The following is a 19,505-nucleotide window of genomic DNA, read 5'->3' on the forward strand; positions in this document are numbered from 1 at the left end:
GAAATAATTTCTTTCAATGAAAAAGTACCGTTACCCCTTCCTTTTTCTGGCGCTTTCGTTTTCGCTGGTTTATTGTAAAACCAATAAGCAAACAACGACCGCCAATACTACCAGCGCTGTTGAAACTACGAAAGAGGAAGCACCGGTAACAAAGCCGGCAGGATCTCCGTTTATCGCACCCGAAAAAACCATTGGCCTGATGCAGGTAGAAGAAGGTTTTGAGGTGAAACTGGTTGCTGCCGAGCCACTTGTTAGCGCGCCCGTGGCCATGCAGTTTGATGATCAGGCCAGAATGTGGGTGGTTGAGATGACGGGCTACATGCCCGATACCATCGGTACCGGCGAAGATATTCCCAATGGGAACATCGTGATCCTGGAAGACAAAAATAAGGACGGCGTGTACGACGACCGTAAAGTGATCATTGACTCACTCGTGCTTCCCCGAGCAATATGCCTGATCGAAAACGGTATTCTGGTGGCGGAACCTACCAATCTTTGGTTTTATGAAATAAAAAATGACAAAGCTGGAAAACGGGTGCTGGTCGACCCTAAATACACCGAGGGGGGCAACGTTGAGCATCAGCCGAACGGCTTGCTGCGTGCTATGGACAACTGGATTTACAATGCCAAGTCTGACAAGCGCTATCGGAAAGTTGGAAACAAGTGGTTGATCGAACGTACTCATTTTCGTGGGCAGTGGGGCATTTGCCAGGATAATTATGGAAGACTTTATTACAATAACAACTCTCAGAACCTGATCGGTGATTACTTCCCTTCGGGCGTGGGCGCTTCCAATAAGAACCAGAGAGGCGTCGCGGGATACAATGAAAAGTCCGTCGCTAACAATAAGGTCTACCCGCTCCATCCTACTCCCGGCGTGAACCGTGGTTACATGAAAAACATACTGGACGACAGCCTGCGTCTCAACGACTTCACCGCCGCAGCTGGCCCGGTTGTGTACAGGGGCGATCTGTTCGGACAGGCATTTGAATTCAATGCATTTGTTCCGGAACCATCGGCTAACCTGATCAAGCGAAATATTCTGGCACAAAAAGGGTACGTAGTCAAAGGAGAGCAGGCTTACAAGGGAAAAGAATTCCTGGCCAGCACCGACGAGCGTTTTCGTCCGGTGAGCCTGTACAATGCACCCGATGGCGCCATGTATATCCTGGATATGTACAGGGGCATTATCCAGCACAAAACCTACCTGACACCTTATCTGAAAGACCAGATCGGCAAAAGGAGCCTCACGCAGCCACTTTCCAGCGGAAGGATTTACAAAGTGGTACCCAAAAAATCCGTGGCGAAACCTGTGCTGATCCCCGGCGATGCAAAGGAACTTGTGAAGCTGCTCGGCCATCCGAATGGCTGGGTCCGCGACAGGGTGCAACAAAAACTGATTGACGGGAAATATAACCAGACCGTTTCCGCATTGCGCGAGGCGGTGAAGCAAACAGCAAATCCGTTACTTGCTATTCATGCATTATGGACCCTGGAAGGATTAAATTCGCTCAAAACGGAAGAAGTACTCGCCTGGCTGAGACGACCCGACTGGACTTACAAAATGCAGGCACTCGCAGTATCGCCCGCAATTATGACACCTACTTCCTACCAGCAACTGACCACCGTGTTCGATGATCTGATCAATCAAAACGATACGCTTTCGGCGCCATATGTCGCATTGCTGTGTAAAAGCGTGTCCACATTCGATACGACTGCATCCAACAATCTGCTGACCAAACTGGCCACAAAATATCCGAATAACCGCTTTGTCGCCGACGCCGTGATCAGTAACCTGGAAGGCCGGGAAGAGGCATTCCAAACCCAGCTCACCGCTTCCCTAACCGACGAGAATCTGCTTATTAACAAGCAACTGAAGAAAGTAATCACCGCAGTGCGCAGTGCACAGGCGAACAGAAATCCCGATATGCTCAAAAAGCAGTTTCCGAAGGGGGAAGCTTTATTTACGTCGATTTGCCAAACTTGCCACGGTGCTGATGGCGGTGGTGTGAAATCATTGGCACCTCCCCTGAATCAGTCGGAATGGGTTACGGGTAGTAAAGACAAATTGATTTCTATTATCTTGTTTGGGCTGACCGGCCCCGTAAAAGTGAACGGCCACGTTTATCAGACGCCCGAAGTAAGCGGCGACATGCCCGGTATTGGTTACGACAAGGATATGCCTAACGAAGACATCGCACAACTCCTGAGTTTCATCCGCAAATCATGGCGTAACAATGCCGACAATGTCAGCACGGAAGAAGTCGCGAAGGTCCGACAAAAACTGACCGGCCGTGAAAAAGCATTTACAGAGGCAGAGTTGAATGGGATTTGATACAAGTTACTCCGTATTCGGTTCCTGAATTTATCCTCCTACCGCCATTGCCATAAATAAATTCGCAGCAAATCCCGAGTAAAGGATGAGTTCTACCATTTCATGATTTACTTCCTGATTGTCTGCTATCTCAATGCCGTAGTTATAGCTGATTCTTTTCCAGTTGAAATTTTGTTTCAATGAAAGGATTTTAGTTTCGTATTGGTCGAATAATTCAAACCCCATTTCCCAGAATCCAACCGCTTTCAGCGCGTATTGTTTTCCGACTCCATTCTCGCTTTTTAATATAATACGCACATCTCCATTCCAGTTGAGTTCGATGTACCCGTTGTCTAACCCATTTTTCACAATGTGAAACTTGCTGTGCCAGATGTTCCTAAGCTCTATTTCGATTTTATCTGATTCAAATAATGTTTCAGCTTTGCTGGCAAACCAATTAGAATACGTCAGTTCTAAAAGTCTTTCACCACTATCACTTTTAATTTCAAAATTTCCCCGGGCAGAAGTTGACCATATTTCCATTTGATTTTTGTCTTAAATTACCAAAACGGTTAAATATTGGTATCGTGAAGATTTATGCACTCTAATTACCACCTGTTATTCTCCCTGCTTTAATTTCTCCATCTCTGCAATTGTTTCTTTCAGTTTCCCGAATACCCTTCCATACATCATACCCACTTCCCACTTATAGATCCGGACTGAAAAATAGGACATCAGCAAAATCATAGCTCCTGCTATCATGATTGCAATTAATGGAACATTACCGATAAATATTAAGTCTGGAAACCGGTGGTGTATTTTCAAAATAATTCCTTGCTTGTACCAGGCTGACCAGATCGTACTGATGGAAATCAGAACATAAAGCGGATAGGAAAAACGGGCTATTTTCTCACATTTCGAAAGTATATCTTCAAGCCACCGATCGAAAGATTGGAGGTACTCAAAGCTTGTCGTTCCCTGATCCAGTGTTTCGATGCTGTAAATTAACTTATTGTTGTACCAAAACGTAACAAGAAGCAGGATAGAAGCAGCAATACCCTGCCAAAGTGCATCCACGAAATAGTGGATAACGGGTAATAAAATTGACATCACGACAATGAGCATTTGATTGAACCTGAACATCCGCTTCACCTTATCGACCACGTGTTTCGATCTCTGATTATACAAATCATTAATCTTCGGGACAACTAAACTTGTTTCATTTAGAAAGCCGTTTTTCCAAATTTCTTCAATTGAATTTTTCATCGAGTATCTTTTTTAAGCGTTCCTTGATTCTGTTCACACGCACACCAATATTATTCGCATTTGTACCCAGGATATCGGCAATTTCCTGATATGATTTTTCTTCGAGATACAACAGGATCAATGCCCTGTCGACTTCCGACAATTTCCTGATCGCCACATACAGCAAGTTCAAAGATTCATCTTCAAACGCCCTGTTTTCGGTTACGATCACATCGGGTAAAACATCCGAAGTGAAATACGTTTGTCCGGCAGTTTTTTTCTGTTTGAGCAGCGTCAGACATACGTTCAATGCAACGCGATATACCCAGGTCGACCATTCACATTGCCCGCGAAAAGTATGTTTGCTCCGCCAGATCTGCAGACATACTTCCTGGTAGTAATCCTCAAAATCCTCCTGCGAATTGGTATACGCCCTGCAAATCTTGATGATGATGCCCGAAAACGGTAAAATCGATATGTGGTAAAAATCTGAACTCACTTTTCTGGGTAAGGTGTGTATTCGTTTTAGTATTGCAAGTCAAACGTTTGACAGAGAATTCAACCGTGTTTCTCTTCTTTCCCTAGTTAGTGGCTAAACTCAGAAAACATTACAGGTCACAGGTTTTTTTAATTTAAAAGCTACGGCACTTCGATCCATCCTCTCCGATCGAAACATCGACGAAGAAATCTATTATCCCTCATAGTGAACTTTTCAGCCCCCAATAATGTCACAGAATTGAGACATACCATATATACTCGACCAAAATCAAAAACTCTTGAAAGACACCGAGCAAAGTATCATTGAAGCGGCGATCCTGATTTTTAACGAGGACCTCTCTGCACCGCTCGAAAAGGTAGCGGAAAGGGCGCAAACCACGAGGCGGACGCTCCACCGGTATTTCAAGGACAGGAGTGAATTGATGCAGCAATGCAAGGCGGAGATCAGAAGAGCCTGCTACAAAGCGATGCAACAGGCTTACGACAGCACCGAAGACCCGGTAAAGCGGCTGGAATATATGTTTTATGCGGGCATTGAATGTGGTACAAAAGATACTTTTCTGCACAAATTGCACACTTTGCACGATCATCAGCACCAGGCGCACGACAAGGAATGTGTCGAATACGACGACACCTTTTCAGTCTGGAAATCACATTTGAAGTACCTGCAACAGGAAGGAATGATCAGCCCGATGATGACGATAGAGTGGATGCACCAGCTGTTCCAGGGAATCGTCGGCGCTTCGGTATCTTCCCGCAACAACCCTAAAATGCCGTTGGAAGAAGTTAAGAAACTCGGCTGGTTTTCGTTCAGCCGGGGCATTGGTCTCTAAATTTTTTTGTACATACATGTCTCATTTTTGAGACAAAAACCCAGATAACAATATGATTCAGGAAAATGATTTTGATGTAGTGATCGTTGGAGGCAGTTATGCCGGACTTTCAGCAGCTATGGCGCTTGGCCGCTCCTTGTGGAAAGTGGCTGTTATCGATAGTGGCAAGCCCTGCAATGCACAAACGCCGCATTCGCATAATTTCATCACCCACGACGGAGACACGCCCGCAGCAATCGCAGCTGCTGCCAAAGAGCAGGTACTGGCCTACCCGACCGTTCAGTTTATAGAGGATCTCGTAACCGGCGTCAGCGGCGAGGACAACCAATTTGAAGTATTTACTGAAAAAGGCCTGCAATTGAATGTCAAAAAAGTGTTGTTTGCAACCGGCGTAAAAGACCTCATGCCCGACCTGCCCGGCCACGCGGAATGCTGGGGTATCAGCGTAATCCACTGTCCCTTTTGTCACGGTTACGAATACCACGACGAAGAAACGGGGATTATAACAAACGGCGAAATGACGCTTGACTTCGCGAAGCTGATCAGGAACTGGACACCTAAACTGACCATTTTCACAAATGGACCGGCTGTTTTTGGAGATCAGGTGAAGGATAGCCTGGAAGAATTGGGCGTTTCATTAAATGAAAGAACCATTGAAAAAATCGAGCACCGGAATGGTTACGTCAGCCAGCTCGTGTTTACAGATCACACTACCCAACATTTGAAAGCCCTGTATTCCAGACCGCCTTTTGTCCAGCATTGCCGGATTCCCGAGCAATTGGGCTGTACGCTGACTGAGCAGGGGCATATCAGCGTAGATACCACCCAGCGCACCAGCGTTGCAGGCATTTTCGCAGCGGGCGACAATACCACCATGGCAAGATCCGTGTCCGGTTCAATAGCGGCCGGCGGGATGGCAGGCGCAAGGATATGCCATGATTTGATCAGCCAGCAATATTCTTAGTATGTTTGCAGGCAATTAACGCTCACCAATTCTGATGTCAATTTTTAATACCCCGGCCAATATCGTCATTACCTGCTACCGTCGCCTGGCACCGTTTCTGGAACAGGAAGTACGGGAACTCGGATTTGAGGTCGAAGAAACCTTCGCGACCGGCGTGCGCATCAAAGGCACCGTCAATGATTGTATCCGGCTCAACCTCAACCTGTACTGCGCGAGCCAGGTACTTTATAGCCTGGGCAAGTTTACCTCACGCAATGCCACCGACGTTTACCGTTTTCTCTCCGATATTGCCTGGGAAAACCTGCTGCCGGAAGACGGTTATTTCTCCGTTACCAGCAATGTTCACAACGAGACGGTCAACAACTCGATGTTCGTGAATGTGAAGGTGAAAGATGCGATCGTGGACCGGATCCGCGCTAAAAAAGGAATCCGTCCTTCCTCAGGTTCTGAAATGGACCAGGCTGTGATACATCTGTTCTGGAAAGAAGACCAGGCGGAAATTTTCATTGATACCTCCGGCGAAACGATTGCCAGGCACGGCTACCGCAAAATTCCCGGACAGGCACCTATGCTGGAATCGCTGGCATCCGCAACTATTCTGGCCAGCAAATGGGACAGAAAATCGGTGTTCATCAACCCGATGTGCGGGTCGGGGACATTGGCAATCGAAGCTGCATTGATCGCGACCAACAGCAAGCCCGGCCTGTTCCGAAATAACTATTCATTCCAATATTTCCTGGGTTACGACGAGGAATTCTACTATGCCGAGCAAGACAAAGTCGAAGCGCAGATTACTGACGCCCACGGCCTGAGGATCATCGCAACGGACCATAGTGAAAAAGCGATCGAAAATGCGCGCAAGAATGCGATTGCTGCCGGAGTGGCTGATCGGATTGAATTTGCAGTATGCGATTTCACCGAAACAGAAATACCGCAGGAAAACAAGGGCGTATTTTTCGTCAACCCGGAATATGGCGAGCGGCTGGGTGAAGAGCAGGAACTTGAAGAAACCTATGCCCGGATTGGTGATTTTATGAAACAGAAGTGTGGCGGATATTCCGGATATATCTTCACCGGCAACCTGGATCTTGCCAAAAAAATAGGGCTGAAAGCAAAGCGCAGGATCGAATTCTATTCGGGCAAAATCGACTGCCGGCTGCTGGAATACGAGCTTTATGAGGGCACGAGGCGAATTGTACAACCTGTTGCTTAATGCAATTATAGTCTTTAAACCAGAATCTTTGGCACGATAATTAGATTACCTAAGGCATAATCAAACAAACACTTTGTCATGAAACAGTCACAAAATTCGGGCACAATGAGTCAAAACCATAGTTCCCGGACAAGGCCTGAAAACAAGGACAATTTGGACAGTAGGCACAAGGAAGAAGAGATGGTAAAAGGTAATCATATTACCAACAACCATCAGGAAAAACGAAGCCTTAATAAACAAAGGCAAAGTTGACCAGTCAATTTTTGTGTTTATTGTGATTAGAGTGAGAGCCGGGTTCAGCGTTTTTCTGGATCCGGCTTTCTTTTGCAAAACCCCTAATTTTTAAACCGGAAATTATATTTACCTGAGCCGACAAAAATCTGTTTTCCCCGAATAGTAATGCCCGGCCGCGAAACAATACCCTTTCCATTTTCAGTCACCTCCGCCGATTCGGCAACAGGTAAAATCAGCGCTGCGTTTGCATTAACCGGGACCTGCACTTCCACAGTTACATATCTTTCCTCTTTCCGCCAGGAGGTTGAGATAGTGCCGTAGGGGGATTGATACGATGCTTTGGCTTCGGTAAGGTCGCCGGGAAACTGCGGCTGGATGATCAGATTTTTGTAGCCAATGGAAGTTTCCGCCTGCCTTATCCCCCCTATTCCTTCGTAAAACCACTCCATCAAATGCCCCAGCATCAAGTGGTTGTTTGAAACGTTGCGCAGCGCAGGCCAGCTTTCTGTCAGCGCAGTGGCACCATGCGCGAGCTGATACCCATAACCCGGCACATCATTGCGGTTATTCATTTTAAACAAAACATCCGACGCCCCGCCTTCCGACAATACCTTCACCAGATAATGGAAACCAATATCGCCGGCAGTAAGTACATAATTATTGTCTACAAGATTCTGGTTGAGCTTTTTGTAAACTAAATCCTGCTCAGCCCCCCCGGCCAATCCGAGATAAACCGCCATTGCATTGGCCGTCTGGCTGCCCGTGCCGTACTGGTGATTTGTTTTGTCATAAAATTTTTGATTAAATGCTTTTTTAATATTCGCCGCCAGATCGGTGAATTTTGCAATGTCGGCCTGCTTTCCAAGAATAGCGGCGATCTTCGCCAGGATAGTAGCATTGTAATAATAAGTGGCTGTGGGCGTGAGACCTTTCGGCGTCAGCTGCGACTCCCCCATCGGCCCCGGCCCCATATCGAACCAATCGCCCAGCCCGTGCATCAGAATATATTGATTTGATTTGGAAGTGAGGTAATCGACATACCTGACCATCATTTCATAGTTGTCCAGCAGCAGGCTTTTATCTCCATACCATTGATAGCAGTACCAGGGCAGTATCACGCTCGCGCTGCCCCACTCGGGCGAATCACGGAAACCGCCTTCAAAGGGTACATATTCGGGCACGATATCCGGTACCAGTCCATTTTTCAGCTGCGCAGATCTCATATCGCTGAAAAGCTTTTTATTGAGCAGTTCCATGTCCAGGTTCAACTGGATCGAGTTGCCCATGAGGTAAGTTTCTTCCAGCCAGCCCAGCTTTTCCCGGTGCGGACAATCGGTCACGGTATGGGTAACATTGCTGTTGATCGCCCAATTAATGAGCGCGTAGATCCGGTTGAAAAGATCGTTGGAACAACTAAAACTTCCCGTGCGCGGTGCCGCACTACGAACGTGCAGCGAGCTAACTCCCGCTACCACCGGCAGGGTATTCGGGTTTGCTTCCCCCTCTGGCATAGCTCCTTCTAATTGAATATACCTGAAACCGTAATAGGTAAACTTGGGCTGCCAGGTCTGTATTTTTTCATTGTTTAATGTGTATTGATAAAAATGCGGTTCCCCCGAAGCCTGCTGGTTGACGGTCCCATCGTCCAGGATCAGTTCTGCCGGTGTAATCTTCACCTGTGTTCCTGCTTTTCCGCTGACAGTCAGCTGCGGGATCGCGGAGGCATTTTGTCCCATATCGTAAACCCATACGCCCGGTTTCGGCTGCGAGATCCGGGCGACATTGAATGTATCCATAACCGCCATCGGGTAACCGATCTGGGCCACCAATTTTTCCTCTTTGTTTACGATCAGCGGTTTCTTCCATTTGCTGTCATCAAAACCTGGCAAATTCCAGCCTTTTTGTTCCCTGGTTGCGTCGTAATCCTCGCCGCCGTAGATGCTGGAATAAGTCACAGGGCTTTCTGTCACCTTCCAGGTTTCATCGCTCACGATTTCCTCCGTACTTCCGTCCTGGTATTCGAGCAGGACTTTACAGATCATTTTCGGATTTCCGTATGCGACCAGCAATTTGCGGTAACGCTCATTCGGGACATTGTAAAAACCGTTTCCAAGCATCACACCGAGCGCATTCCGGCCTGGTTTGAGCGCTCCGGTAATATCAATAGTATTATAGTAGGTGTATTCGTCATAGTTGGTCCAGCCCGGAGAGAGGAAATCCGTATCAGCATTTTTTCCGTTGATACTAAATTCGTAGTGCCCTAAACCTGTGATAAATGCGGTGGCTCTTTTCAATTTTTTCGAAATACGGATATCCCTTCTGAACATGGGCAGAGGATGTGCACCCGATACTTTTTTACCAAACTTCGGATTGTTGTGCGGTACGTGAATGCCCGGTACTACCCGCATGGAATCTGTCCACGGAGTAAGCGCAAGCCACGCTGCCTTTCCCCAATCCGACTTGGAAGGCAGCCCCATTTGCCAATAACCTGCGGCGCTCCATTTGGAAGGCTGGCCGGTTTTGTCCCACACGCGGACTTTCCAGTAGTATCGTTTCGCCGCCGATAGCTGTTTTCCTGCGTAACGAACATGGATGGATTGATCACTCTCCTTTTTGCCGGAATCCCAGTAATTCGCATTTTCTGGTTTGAAATCAGCCTGGTCGGAAACAACAATCTGATAAGCCGACTGACTTTCTGCCCGCTTGTCGGATTCCATTTGCCAGCTCAGCGATGGCGTCGGGGTTTCGATACCCAGCGGATTCTGCCGGGACTCGCATTTGATCACAGTCACACGGATCGCAGATTGCGAAAAAGATGTGACGGTTAAAAAACTCAGTATTACTGCGAAAAAAATCTTCATAACGTTACCAGATGATTAGGACAAACTGTGCCTGCAAACGATTTTGGTCTCGATACCAAGCAGCTGGCCCAGTTTGATAATTTTCGAACTGATATGCCCGACTCCCACGGCGCAGTGGTGCGCAGGGCCGTGGCTATTCCAGGTTTCGACAAACTTGCGCGCACCTGATTTGAAGCGGTACCGACTATTTGTATTGCCAATTTCGAGGACGGGCCCCGGCACCGACTCCCCTTCCGCGACCAGCAGAATAACCTTCCCCTCGGCCGTTTCTACCACCGAAAGCAGCGTAACCGGCCCGTGTTTTACGCTCATCTCCACCGAAAGTCCCTTACCAACCTTACCGTGGTAGACATATAGCGGCCGCACTTTCGTTTTTCCCTCCGCAATCGCAATATGTCCCGGGCCATCGTGCCCCATCAGCACAATATCATCATTGAAATCCATCGCATAATATTCTGTAAATGAACCCCCTGCGCCGAAACTATCCAGAATTTTCATAGCCTGCGCATTTTTGACCTCATACTCACCGGCGACGGGGATACCCCGGGCTGTGAGCAGGGAATTACCGAGAATGACCGAGCTCATCGTATCTTCATTCAGCGCGTTACCGGTCCCTTTGTGATAATAAGCCATTGAGCCCAGCTGGTATTTCTCTGCCAGCTTAGTCAATGCCACCGCGGTTCGGGAAGCTCTTGTCAGTTCGTGGTCCGGGCAATCCTCTTTTATTTCGAAAGCCTGATCAAAAACCTGGCGCATTTCCTCTGTCTCCTGATCGGAAACCTGCTCGCGGAGTGCGGAAAGTTCGTCTACCTCTATGATTTCAATATGCCCTCCGAAGGTCGCGCATTGCAGTGTGAGGTCTGAGTAAATATCCAGCATCCCGCCATAATAGCTGCCCATCACCCCTAACCTGTTGTGCGTCATTATATTAGCAACACTTGCCGCCTCGATCCATTCCCGGGCCTCATCCCAGGCAAGCGGGTCGTTATGCAGCATACCGGTGATCTGGTAAAAAGGAATCCTGGCGCGATTGAAGACATTCGCGATTTCGGGCACCGGGCAGGATGAGCAGAAAGCCAGCCATTCGCCCGTCATCCGGGTCCTGTCGGCCAGTTGGTTGAAACGTGTGTAGTCGATCGCAGCCTCTGGCGCGAGGTTCAATATCACCACCGGAACCTTCGCGCGCCTTACTACCGGCAAAACGGTTGACGAAAGCGCGTAGGTAGTCACGTAAAGGAACAGCAGGTCTACATCGGCACGGCGAAAATCGTGGCCCGCCTCCATCGCCTTTTCCGGCGAATCGATCAGGCCCAGATTGGTGATCTCCGCGCCGAAGCCTTCCAGCTTTTCGGACACTACGCCCAGGTACCCTTTCAGTCTTTCTTCCAGTCCGTCGAATTGTTCCCAGTAAGCCTGCAACCCGATGCCGAAAAGTCCGACTTTAAGCCGGTATTTGGAATGATCCGCCATATCAAAAAATACAAATCTGAAAATTAAAAGGTAGATTCCGCCGTGTGCAGGGTTTGATTTAAAAACCCATTCTGAACAGATATACTTCTGTAAATTAAACTTTGGTTCGCAAAAATAGGACACAAATAAGATCGCATACAATGAATAAAGTGATTCATTATTTGCACATATTGACATGGAACTATATAGAAAGTATTTCAGCACCGAGCAACTTGAACAGCTGGCAGACTCCGAACCGAACTGGGGCGTTTCCATCCTGAATATCGGACACAACCTGCACCCCGCCGGGAAAGTGTACCCGGACACCAACCATCCCGACAGCTACTATTTCGACTGGGAGAAAGGAAGGGTGATCAACGAATTTCAGCTGGTTTACATTTCCAGCGGCAGTGGCATATTTGAAACCGAAACTATTCCGCCGACCATTGTCGAGGCAGGTACCGCATTTCTTTTGTTCCCGAATGTCTGGCACCGCTACAAACCTTCGCAGGATACGGGCTGGGAAGAATTCTGGGTGGGTTTCGGAGGGCACTATTCCGAATACCTGATGCGGCAGGAATGTTTCAAGCCCGACCATCCCCTGATCCGGATCGGCTTTAACTCGGAGCTGCTGAATGTATTTATCCGGCTTGTCCAGACGCTTAAGTTCGAAGGGATTGCATTCAAACAGATTTCATCCTGCCTGGTAATCCAGCTGCTGGGGCTGGTGTATGCGTCGGCGTTAATGACAGATCGTTCCCGTTCCCACAAGGAAAAGCTCGTGCACAGAATGCGTTATCAGATCCACGAGCACAGTACGGAGGTGATCGATATGGAGAAGCTGGCGAGTCAGTACGGCGTGAGTTATGGCTGGTTCCGAAAGGCTTTTAAGGAGGTACTGGGCACATCTCCCGGACAGTATCATTTGAATCTTAAAATAGAAAAAGCGTGTCAAATGCTGCGGGAAACCTCTTTATCCGTTTCAGAAATTGCCTATAAAACAGGTTTCGAATCTGAATTTTATTTTTCCCGGATATTCAAGAAAAAAATGACGGTACCACCAACTTCTTACAGAGAGGGCTAAGGGAGGGTAATTTCCATCCCGAACGTTCGTTGATATGAAGGTTTTGGAAAGTCACATATCCCCGAAAACATCCCGATGAAATACATCACCCTTTTTCTGGTCATCATCGGCCTGAGCTCCTGCGAATGGATCGGCAATGCCCCCAGTTTTGGCGACGATTTTGTTACCTACACAATCCGCCAGGGACGCCACGAGGTGGACAACAATCTGAACACCCCTTTCACATCCTCTTCCATGCATTTTCAGGCTGTATTCGACAGCAGCTGCGTTTACAGGAATGCAGTACCTGAAAATCAGAATGATATCAATAAGCTGTACGGCTTTTCCGATTGCAGTTCGGGACACCAGAGCAACAGTGCCCGCTTTGGCTGGAACTGGCGCGAAGGCGCACTGCGCATTTATGCTTATGTGTATGTGAACGGTACCCGGCAGGAAAAAGAGCTCGGTACTGTCGAGCTGAACGAGCCGGCGAGCTTTAAAATCGCAGTTCGGGATAATTCTTATCTTTTCACATTCCGCGGGATGGAAACGGTCATGCCCCGGCATTGCACCGGCGGTGTTGGCGTTTCCTACAAGCTCCTGCCCTATTTCGGCGGCGATGAGCCCGCACCTCAGGATGTCCGGATCAAGATCCGCAACCTATGATGCCGCGTAAAGTGTAAAAGATTCGGCCGCAACATGCAAGGCACCGGCTTCAAGATGTTCCGGCAATGTCCTGTCCCCGTTCCATTCCTGATCTGAAGACGCGATCAGTTTCTGCCATTTCTGCGCATGCGGAAGCACTACCTCCTCGCTATTCTTGGCGAAATTAAGGACGGCGACAAGTAATTGACCGGCTGTATTTCTTTCCAGAATGATCAATTCCTTGCCTTCCGGCACCGTTACAGTCAGCCCCGACCTGTCGGCAGCACTTAATGCAGGCTGCTCTTTACGAAGGCTTATCAGCTGTTTGTAATAGCGGAACATGGTTCGGTGCGGCTCTTTTTCGAGTAAATCCCACTGTAATTTAGATTGCTGAAAGGTTTCCTCCCCTACCGGATCGGGCGCATCGCCTTCGAGGTGAAAGGCGGCAAACTCCCGTTTACGTCCTTTGCGCACGGCTTCGGCCAGCTCGGGGTCGGTGTGGCTTACAAAATACTGGAAAGGATTACTCTCGCTCCATTCCTCGCCCATAAATAGCAGCGGCAGAAACGGACTGACCATCACCGTGCCCGCCAGCAACTTCTGCATTTCATAACTTACCAGCTGACTGGTCCGCTCGCCGAGCATACGGTTACCGATGTGGTCGTGGTTTTGAGAAAAAACAATAAACCGATGTCCCGGAAATCCGTCTGCCTTAACACCGAATTTTCTTTTCCGGTGTTCTGAATAAGTCCCATCGAATACATAGGCATCGCGGAAAGACTTGGCTAACGATACAACAGGCTCAAAATCTGAATAGTACCCACTTTGCTGCTGACCGGAAGAAACCCTGAGCGCGTGGTGAAACTCGTCGATCCACTGCGCGTCCATGCCGAATCCGCACTGATCTACCGGCTTAATATATCGGGTATCGTTCAGGTCCATTTCGACCATCAGATAAGGCTGCCTTCCTGTCGCTTCGCTCAACTCGTCCACCCGCATTTTCATCTCCTGCAATACATGCACGGGACTGAAATCCTTGATCGCATGAACTGCGTCCAGACGCAGCGCATCAATATGGAAATCCCTGAACCACATCAATGCATTTTGGATGAAGTAATGCCGCACAGCATCACTCCATGCATCGTCAAAATTGATCGCTTCTCCCCAGGGCGTGTTGTATTTATCGGTAAAATAATGACCGTACTGGCCAAACACATTTCCTTCCGGCCCCAGGTGGTTATACACCATATCCAGGATCACTGCTATTCCCTTTGAATGACAGGCATTTACGAAATGCTGCATGGCTTTCGGACCACCATAAGAATCCTGAACACTGTAAGGAAATACACCATCATAGCCCCAGTTGCGCGGCCCGGCAAACTGAGAAACCGGCATCAGCTCGATGGCGGTAACGCCGAGATCGGCCAGATAATCGAGCCGCTTTTCCATTGCCGCGAGTGTACCTTCCGGGGTGAATGTGCCGATATGGACTTCGTAAATGATATATGCGGGAAGTGCGGGGTTAACCCACTGCTGGTCGGTCCACTGAAAATCCCGGAGATCGACAGCCTCCGACGGGCCATGTACGCCCTCAGACTGAAAAAGTGAAGCGGGATCGGGAAGCAACTGATCGTCACCCAGGTCGAAAAGATAGGAATCCCCAGGTTTTACCCCGGAGGTTTTTATTCCCCAATACCCATATCCCAGCTTTTCAAGAGGAATCTTTTCGCCTGACGAAACGACTGATATCCTTACTTCCTCTGCCAAAGGTGCCCACACCAGGATTTCAGCTTCTCCAAACTCATTAAAACTGATGCCGGGCCTTCCCGGCACTATATAATCGTTATTCATATTTTTTGTTCTTCCAAAGCGTGTTTGAAAACAATGATGGAACGGCTGTCAACGGTCACCGCTGTGTCGGGCAGGAAGACCTCCCCATTTTCACTGACGCAACCTTCGCATGTGTCAATGACTTTCCGCCATTCGCTTCCGTATTTCTCGGGGGGAAGCATATATTGTACCGGTTCGTAATGCGCATTGAAAATGATGTAAAAACTATCGTCGTAAATCGGTTTTCCCTTGGGGTCCATATGGCGTATCCCCTTCCCATTCAGGAATATACCCAGCGATTTAGCGTAATCGTGGTTCCAGTTTTCCTCGGGCATTTCCTGGCCGTCGGGCAGGAACCAGGCGATATCCTCCAATCCTATTCCTTTGATAGGCATTCCCCGGAACCAGTGCTTCCGCCGGAATGTCGGGTGGGCTTTACTGAATGTGATTAGCTTTTGGGTAAAGCCAAGCAGCTCGTGATCCGCCTTATCCCAGTTCAGCCATGAGATCTCATTGTCCTGGCAATAGGCATTGTTGTTACCCTGCTGCGTCCTTCCCCATTCATCTCCGGCTACAAGCATCGGCACGCCCTGCGAAAGGAAAAGCGTGGTCAGAAAATTTCTTTTTTGCCTGCTGCGCAATTTAATCACCTCCGGATCATCGGAAGGACCTTCATCACCACAGTTCCAGGAGCGGTTGTGGCTTTCGCCATCCATATTATTCTCCCCGTTCTCGAAGTTACGCTTGTCATTATACGAAACCAGGTCGTTCAATGTAAAGCCGTCGTGGGCGGTGATAAAATTGATGCTGGCTGTCGGGTGACGGTCTTCGCCTTTGTATAAATCGGAACTTCCGGTAAATCGCTCCGCGAACTCTGCCAGCATACTGTCCGCTCCCCGCCAGTAATCGCGCATACAATCACGGTAGCGGCCATTCCATTCCGCCCAGCCCATCGGGAACTTCCCGACCTGATAGCCTCCTTCGCCGACGTCCCAGGGTTCGGCGATCAGCTTGACCTGGGAGATAACCGGGTCCTGGTGGATTATATCGAAAAATGCACTGAGCCTGTCCACCTCGTGCAGCTCCCGCGCCAGGGTCGAAGCGAGATCAAAACGAAAACCGTCCACATGCATTTCCGTGATCCAGTAACGCAGGCTGTCCATAATCAGCCTTAATACGCTGGGCAGACGGGCATTCAGGGTATTTCCGGTGCCGGTGTAGTCCATATAATAGCGGCCGTCCATCAGCCTGTAATAAGACATATTATCAATGCCTCTGAAAGACAATGTTGGCCCCATCTGATTACCTTCCCCGGTATGGTTATATACCACATCAAGGATGACCTCAATACCTGCCTTATGCATTTCCTTCACCATATTCTTGAACTCGGTGACCTGCGCTCCCTGCGTGCCGGAACTGCTGTACCGAACGTCGGGGGCGAAAAAGCCGATGGAATTATATCCCCAGTAATTGGTAAGGCTCTTATCCTTTAAATGCCTGTCGGAAACGAAATGGTGCACGGGCATCAGTTCAATCGCATTGATACCCAGTTTTTTCAGGTAATCGATACTGGCAGGATGCGCCAGCCCGGCATAGGTACCCCGGATCTCTTCCGGGATATCGGGGTGCAGACAGGTGAAGCCTTTCACATGTGTTTCGTAAATAATCGTATCGTGATAAGGAATTTCCGGCTGCTTTACGCCTTCCCAATCAAAAGCATCGCCGACTACCACTGATTTGGGAATGTAGCAGGCACTGTCCAGGTCACTAAAACTGAGGTCTTCCGCAGGATCGCCAATGACGTATCCAAAAAGCGCGTCGTGCCACTGGATCGTACCGGATATGGCTTTGGCATAAGGGTCGATCAGTAGTTTATTGTGATTAAAACGAAGTCCGACGGTTGGCTCGTAGGGCCCGTGGACACGGTAACCGTATAGCTGCCCGGGTTTCAATCCCGGAACGTATACGTGCCATACGTAATGTGAAACTTCCCTGATCTGGATCTTGACATTTTCCGACAGGCTGTCGGCGCAATCGAACAAACACAATTCAACACCAGTTGCGTTTTCTGAATACAATGCGAAGTTGACGCCTTCTCCGTCCCAGGTCGCACCCAGCGGATAAGGCTCCCCGGGATACACGACAACATTATCCAGTCTCGACTGGTCTACAACTTTTTTATTGGCAATTTTTCTCATATGCTAGTAATTAATTCCGCAATAATTTGGTCTCCCTGACCTTCTGCACAGCTTTTGCGGCAATGCTGTTTTCGCCCTTCCCCGCACTTCCCGGACTGCTAGAACGCAATTTGCTATAAAATTATGCCAACAGGCGATGCCCGTAACCGGGAACATTTTCCCCAATTAACCCTGATCCGACGTTTATGACACCGACTACAGACAGACAACTCCTTTTGAAAATGCACGGATTCCTTGAAGAAACCGCAGCAACCAATGAAGACACCACGTTCGATCCTGATCAGGAGTATCTGGTTGAGGCGCTCATCCGGCTGGTGAAGGCCAGGGGCAAAACTTCTATCGCCGAGGATTTTGACACTCCTTACCTCCATCCGATGCTCACTGTCCAGAAATGGGTTGAGGAGTTAAAACTGATCGTCGCCGATACGCTGGCCGAGGAAAGAATTGATTCGCAGTGATAAAATGCCTTATTTGCGTGAATAAACGGGTTTTGGGTATGATATTTTTAAGTAAAATGCCGTACACTCGCTCCTTTTTGTTCCTTTACCAGTTACTATGATCCTGATTGTCGACGACAGGCCGGAAAACATTCTACCTCTAAAAAAAATCCTGGAATTACATGGTTTTAAAACGGACACGGCGGAGTCTGGTGAAGAGGCATTGAAAAAAGTTCTGAATACCAGTTATTCCGTCATCATCCTGGATGTGCAAATGCCGGGTATGGACGGCTTTGAGGTGGCCGAAGCCATTGCAGGTTTCAGCAGGGCCAAGGACACGCCGATTATCTTTCTTTCGGCTGTCAATACAGAAAAACGTTTTATTACGAAAGGCTACACTTCGGGTGGTATCGATTATCTGACCAAGCCGGTCGACCCGGATATTCTTTTGCTCAAAGTCAAGACTTTTATCCGATTATACGAGCAGCAGCAGGAGCTGAAAACCATTCAGGAATCGCTGAAACAGGAAATTGAAACACGAAAAGATGCACAGGAAGAGCTGGCACTGCGCATGCAGGAACTGCGGTTCATCCTGGAATCTTTACCACAGATCGCATTTACAATCAAAACGGACGGAAAGATCGAGTATGTAAACGAACACTGGTTCCAGTTTTCGACAGAATCGGGCATATTTCCCGAAACTCACCCCGACGATCATTTCTTTGACAGATGGGAAGCACATTTCCGGAGCGGCACGGAGTTTACCAGCGAGGCCCGTCTCAAACACCTTGAAACAAAAGACTACCGTTATTTTCTGTTAAAGATCATACCCGTGTTTCAACACGGCGAGATCATCCGCTGGGTAGGTACTTTTACCGATATTCACCAGCAGAAAATAGCCAACGAGCTGCTCGAACACAAGGTGGAGCTGCGCACCAGAGAGCTTCTTGATAAAAACTCAGAACTGGAAATAACGAACCATGAATTACAGCAATTTGCCTGGGTAGTTTCACACGATCTCAAAGAACCCCTGCGCAAAATACAGACGTTCAGCCACTTATTGAAAGACAAATATCTGAGCGACAACACAGAAGCGACTTCCTACCTGAACCGTTCTATCAATTCCTCGGCCCGGATGTCGCGGCTGATCAGTGACCTGCTCGATTATTCACGGCTTTCGGTAAAGGCATTTTTCCAGCCTACCGACCTCAACATGCTCATCTCGGAACTGCTCCTGGATTTCGACGAAGTCATTGCGGAAAAGAATGCGATGGTACAGGTTGACAAACTTCCCGTCGTCGATACCATTCCAAGCCAGATCCGTCAGGTATTCCAGAACCTGATCAGCAATGCATTGAAGTTTTCCAAAAAAGATGTGACGCCGGTGATCCGCATTAAGGCAGATCTGATCGCCGGTAAAGACGTTTCGGCAGAACCGTCAGCTGACGGTGTATTCTGCAGGATAACCATTGCCGACAACGGGATCGGTTTCGACGAGAAGTTCCTTGACCGGATATTTGTCATTTTCCAGCGGCTGAATAATCTCAGCAGCTACGAGGGAACCGGTATAGGGCTGGCTATCGCCAAAAAGATCATGGACAAACATAACGGGCTGATCTCGGCCCAGAGTACAGAAAACGAAGGTGCGAAATTTATACTGATCATGCCGCTTGTGCAGGACCAGGCACGCAAAGAAACGAATTTAGAAAATTAAGGGACCA

Annotated in this window: 15 protein-coding genes; 8 read left to right on the forward strand and 7 right to left on the reverse strand. The window is 48.4% G+C overall.

Going from position 1 to position 19,505, the window contains the following annotated elements:
* Positions 1-16: 16 nt before the first annotated feature.
* On the forward strand, positions 17-2,335 hold the full coding sequence (locus tag FXO21_RS27425) for a DUF7133 domain-containing protein (RefSeq protein WP_149643081.1): 2,319 nt from the start codon (positions 17-19) through the stop codon (positions 2,333-2,335).
* A 30-nt stretch (positions 2,336-2,365) separates the two neighbouring features.
* Here FXO21_RS27425 and FXO21_RS27430 read toward each other — a convergent pair whose 3' ends face one another.
* From FXO21_RS27430 to FXO21_RS27440, 3 genes are all read right to left on the reverse strand, one after another.
* Positions 2,366-2,857 carry an aminotransferase gene (locus FXO21_RS27430; protein WP_149643082.1) on the reverse strand — a complete coding sequence of 164 codons (492 nt, stop codon included), beginning with the start codon at positions 2,855-2,857 and terminating at the stop codon, positions 2,366-2,368.
* Positions 2,858-2,932: 75 nt separating this feature from the next.
* Complete coding sequence (locus FXO21_RS27435; RefSeq protein ID WP_149643083.1) at positions 2,933-3,580, reverse strand: hypothetical protein; 648 nt, start codon at positions 3,578-3,580, stop codon at positions 2,933-2,935.
* Positions 3,564-4,058 (reverse strand): RNA polymerase sigma factor, encoded by a 495-nt coding sequence (locus FXO21_RS27440; protein WP_149643084.1) that lies wholly within the window; start codon positions 4,056-4,058, stop codon positions 3,564-3,566. Before FXO21_RS27440 ends, FXO21_RS27435 begins: the two co-directional genes overlap by 17 nt.
* A 277-nt stretch (positions 4,059-4,335) precedes the next feature.
* Here FXO21_RS27440 and FXO21_RS27445 point away from each other — a divergent pair, with 277 nt between their 5' ends.
* Genes FXO21_RS27445 through FXO21_RS27455 form a run of 3 tightly spaced genes read left to right on the forward strand, consistent with a single transcriptional unit; the run spans position 4,336 to position 7,067 of the window.
* Positions 4,336-4,890: a TetR/AcrR family transcriptional regulator gene (locus tag FXO21_RS27445; RefSeq protein WP_192579345.1), complete on the forward strand. Its 555-nt coding sequence runs from the start codon at positions 4,336-4,338 to the stop codon at positions 4,888-4,890.
* A gap of 52 nt (positions 4,891-4,942) precedes the next feature.
* The gene (locus FXO21_RS27450) at positions 4,943-5,854 is read left to right on the forward strand and encodes an NAD(P)/FAD-dependent oxidoreductase (protein ID WP_149643086.1); all 912 of its coding nucleotides are present in this window, start codon (positions 4,943-4,945) and stop codon (positions 5,852-5,854) included.
* 34 nt (positions 5,855-5,888) lie between these two features.
* Positions 5,889-7,067: a THUMP domain-containing class I SAM-dependent RNA methyltransferase gene (locus FXO21_RS27455; protein WP_149643087.1), complete on the forward strand. Its 1,179-nt coding sequence runs from the start codon at positions 5,889-5,891 to the stop codon at positions 7,065-7,067.
* 335 nt (positions 7,068-7,402) lie between these two features.
* Here FXO21_RS27455 and FXO21_RS27460 read toward each other — a convergent pair whose 3' ends face one another.
* Entirely contained in the window at positions 7,403-10,162 is a 2,760-nt protein-coding gene (locus tag FXO21_RS27460; protein ID WP_149643088.1) for a family 78 glycoside hydrolase catalytic domain, read from the reverse strand.
* Positions 10,163-10,177: 15 nt separating this feature from the next.
* Complete coding sequence (locus tag FXO21_RS27465; RefSeq protein WP_149643089.1) at positions 10,178-11,632, reverse strand: arabinose isomerase; 1,455 nt, start codon at positions 11,630-11,632, stop codon at positions 10,178-10,180.
* 175 nt (positions 11,633-11,807) lie between these two features.
* Between FXO21_RS27465 and FXO21_RS27470 the strand changes: the two genes are divergently transcribed.
* Complete coding sequence (locus tag FXO21_RS27470; protein ID WP_149643090.1) at positions 11,808-12,695, forward strand: AraC family transcriptional regulator; 888 nt, start codon at positions 11,808-11,810, stop codon at positions 12,693-12,695.
* 75 nt (positions 12,696-12,770) lie between these two features.
* Entirely contained in the window at positions 12,771-13,340 is a 570-nt protein-coding gene (locus FXO21_RS27475) for a hypothetical protein (RefSeq protein ID WP_149643091.1), read from the forward strand.
* Here FXO21_RS27475 and treZ read toward each other — a convergent pair.
* Both treZ and glgX read right to left on the reverse strand, forming a co-directional pair.
* A complete protein-coding gene (gene treZ, locus FXO21_RS27480) occupies positions 13,335-15,170 on the reverse strand; it encodes a malto-oligosyltrehalose trehalohydrolase (protein WP_149643092.1) in 1,836 nt (611 codons plus the stop codon). The two genes, FXO21_RS27475 and treZ, sit on opposite strands and share 6 nt — an antisense overlap.
* Positions 15,167-17,347, reverse strand: a complete 2,181-nt coding sequence (gene glgX / locus FXO21_RS27485) for a glycogen debranching protein GlgX (protein ID WP_149643093.1) — start codon at positions 17,345-17,347, stop codon at positions 15,167-15,169. Before glgX ends, treZ begins: the two co-directional genes overlap by 4 nt.
* A gap of 185 nt (positions 17,348-17,532) precedes the next feature.
* On the opposite strand from glgX, the gene FXO21_RS27490 reads away from it, so the two are divergent.
* Both FXO21_RS27490 and FXO21_RS27495 read left to right on the forward strand, forming a co-directional pair.
* Positions 17,533-17,805, forward strand: coding sequence for a hypothetical protein (locus FXO21_RS27490; protein ID WP_149643094.1), 273 nt, complete (start codon positions 17,533-17,535; stop codon positions 17,803-17,805).
* A 97-nt stretch (positions 17,806-17,902) separates the two neighbouring features.
* Positions 17,903-19,498 carry a hybrid sensor histidine kinase/response regulator gene (locus tag FXO21_RS27495; protein ID WP_149643095.1) on the forward strand — a complete coding sequence of 532 codons (1,596 nt, stop codon included), beginning with the start codon at positions 17,903-17,905 and terminating at the stop codon, positions 19,496-19,498.
* Positions 19,499-19,505: the final 7 nt, after the last annotated feature.

Origin of the sequence: Dyadobacter sp. UC 10, from assembly GCF_008369915.1 — a bacterium.
Classification (GTDB): Bacteria; Bacteroidota; Bacteroidia; order Cytophagales; family Spirosomataceae; genus Dyadobacter.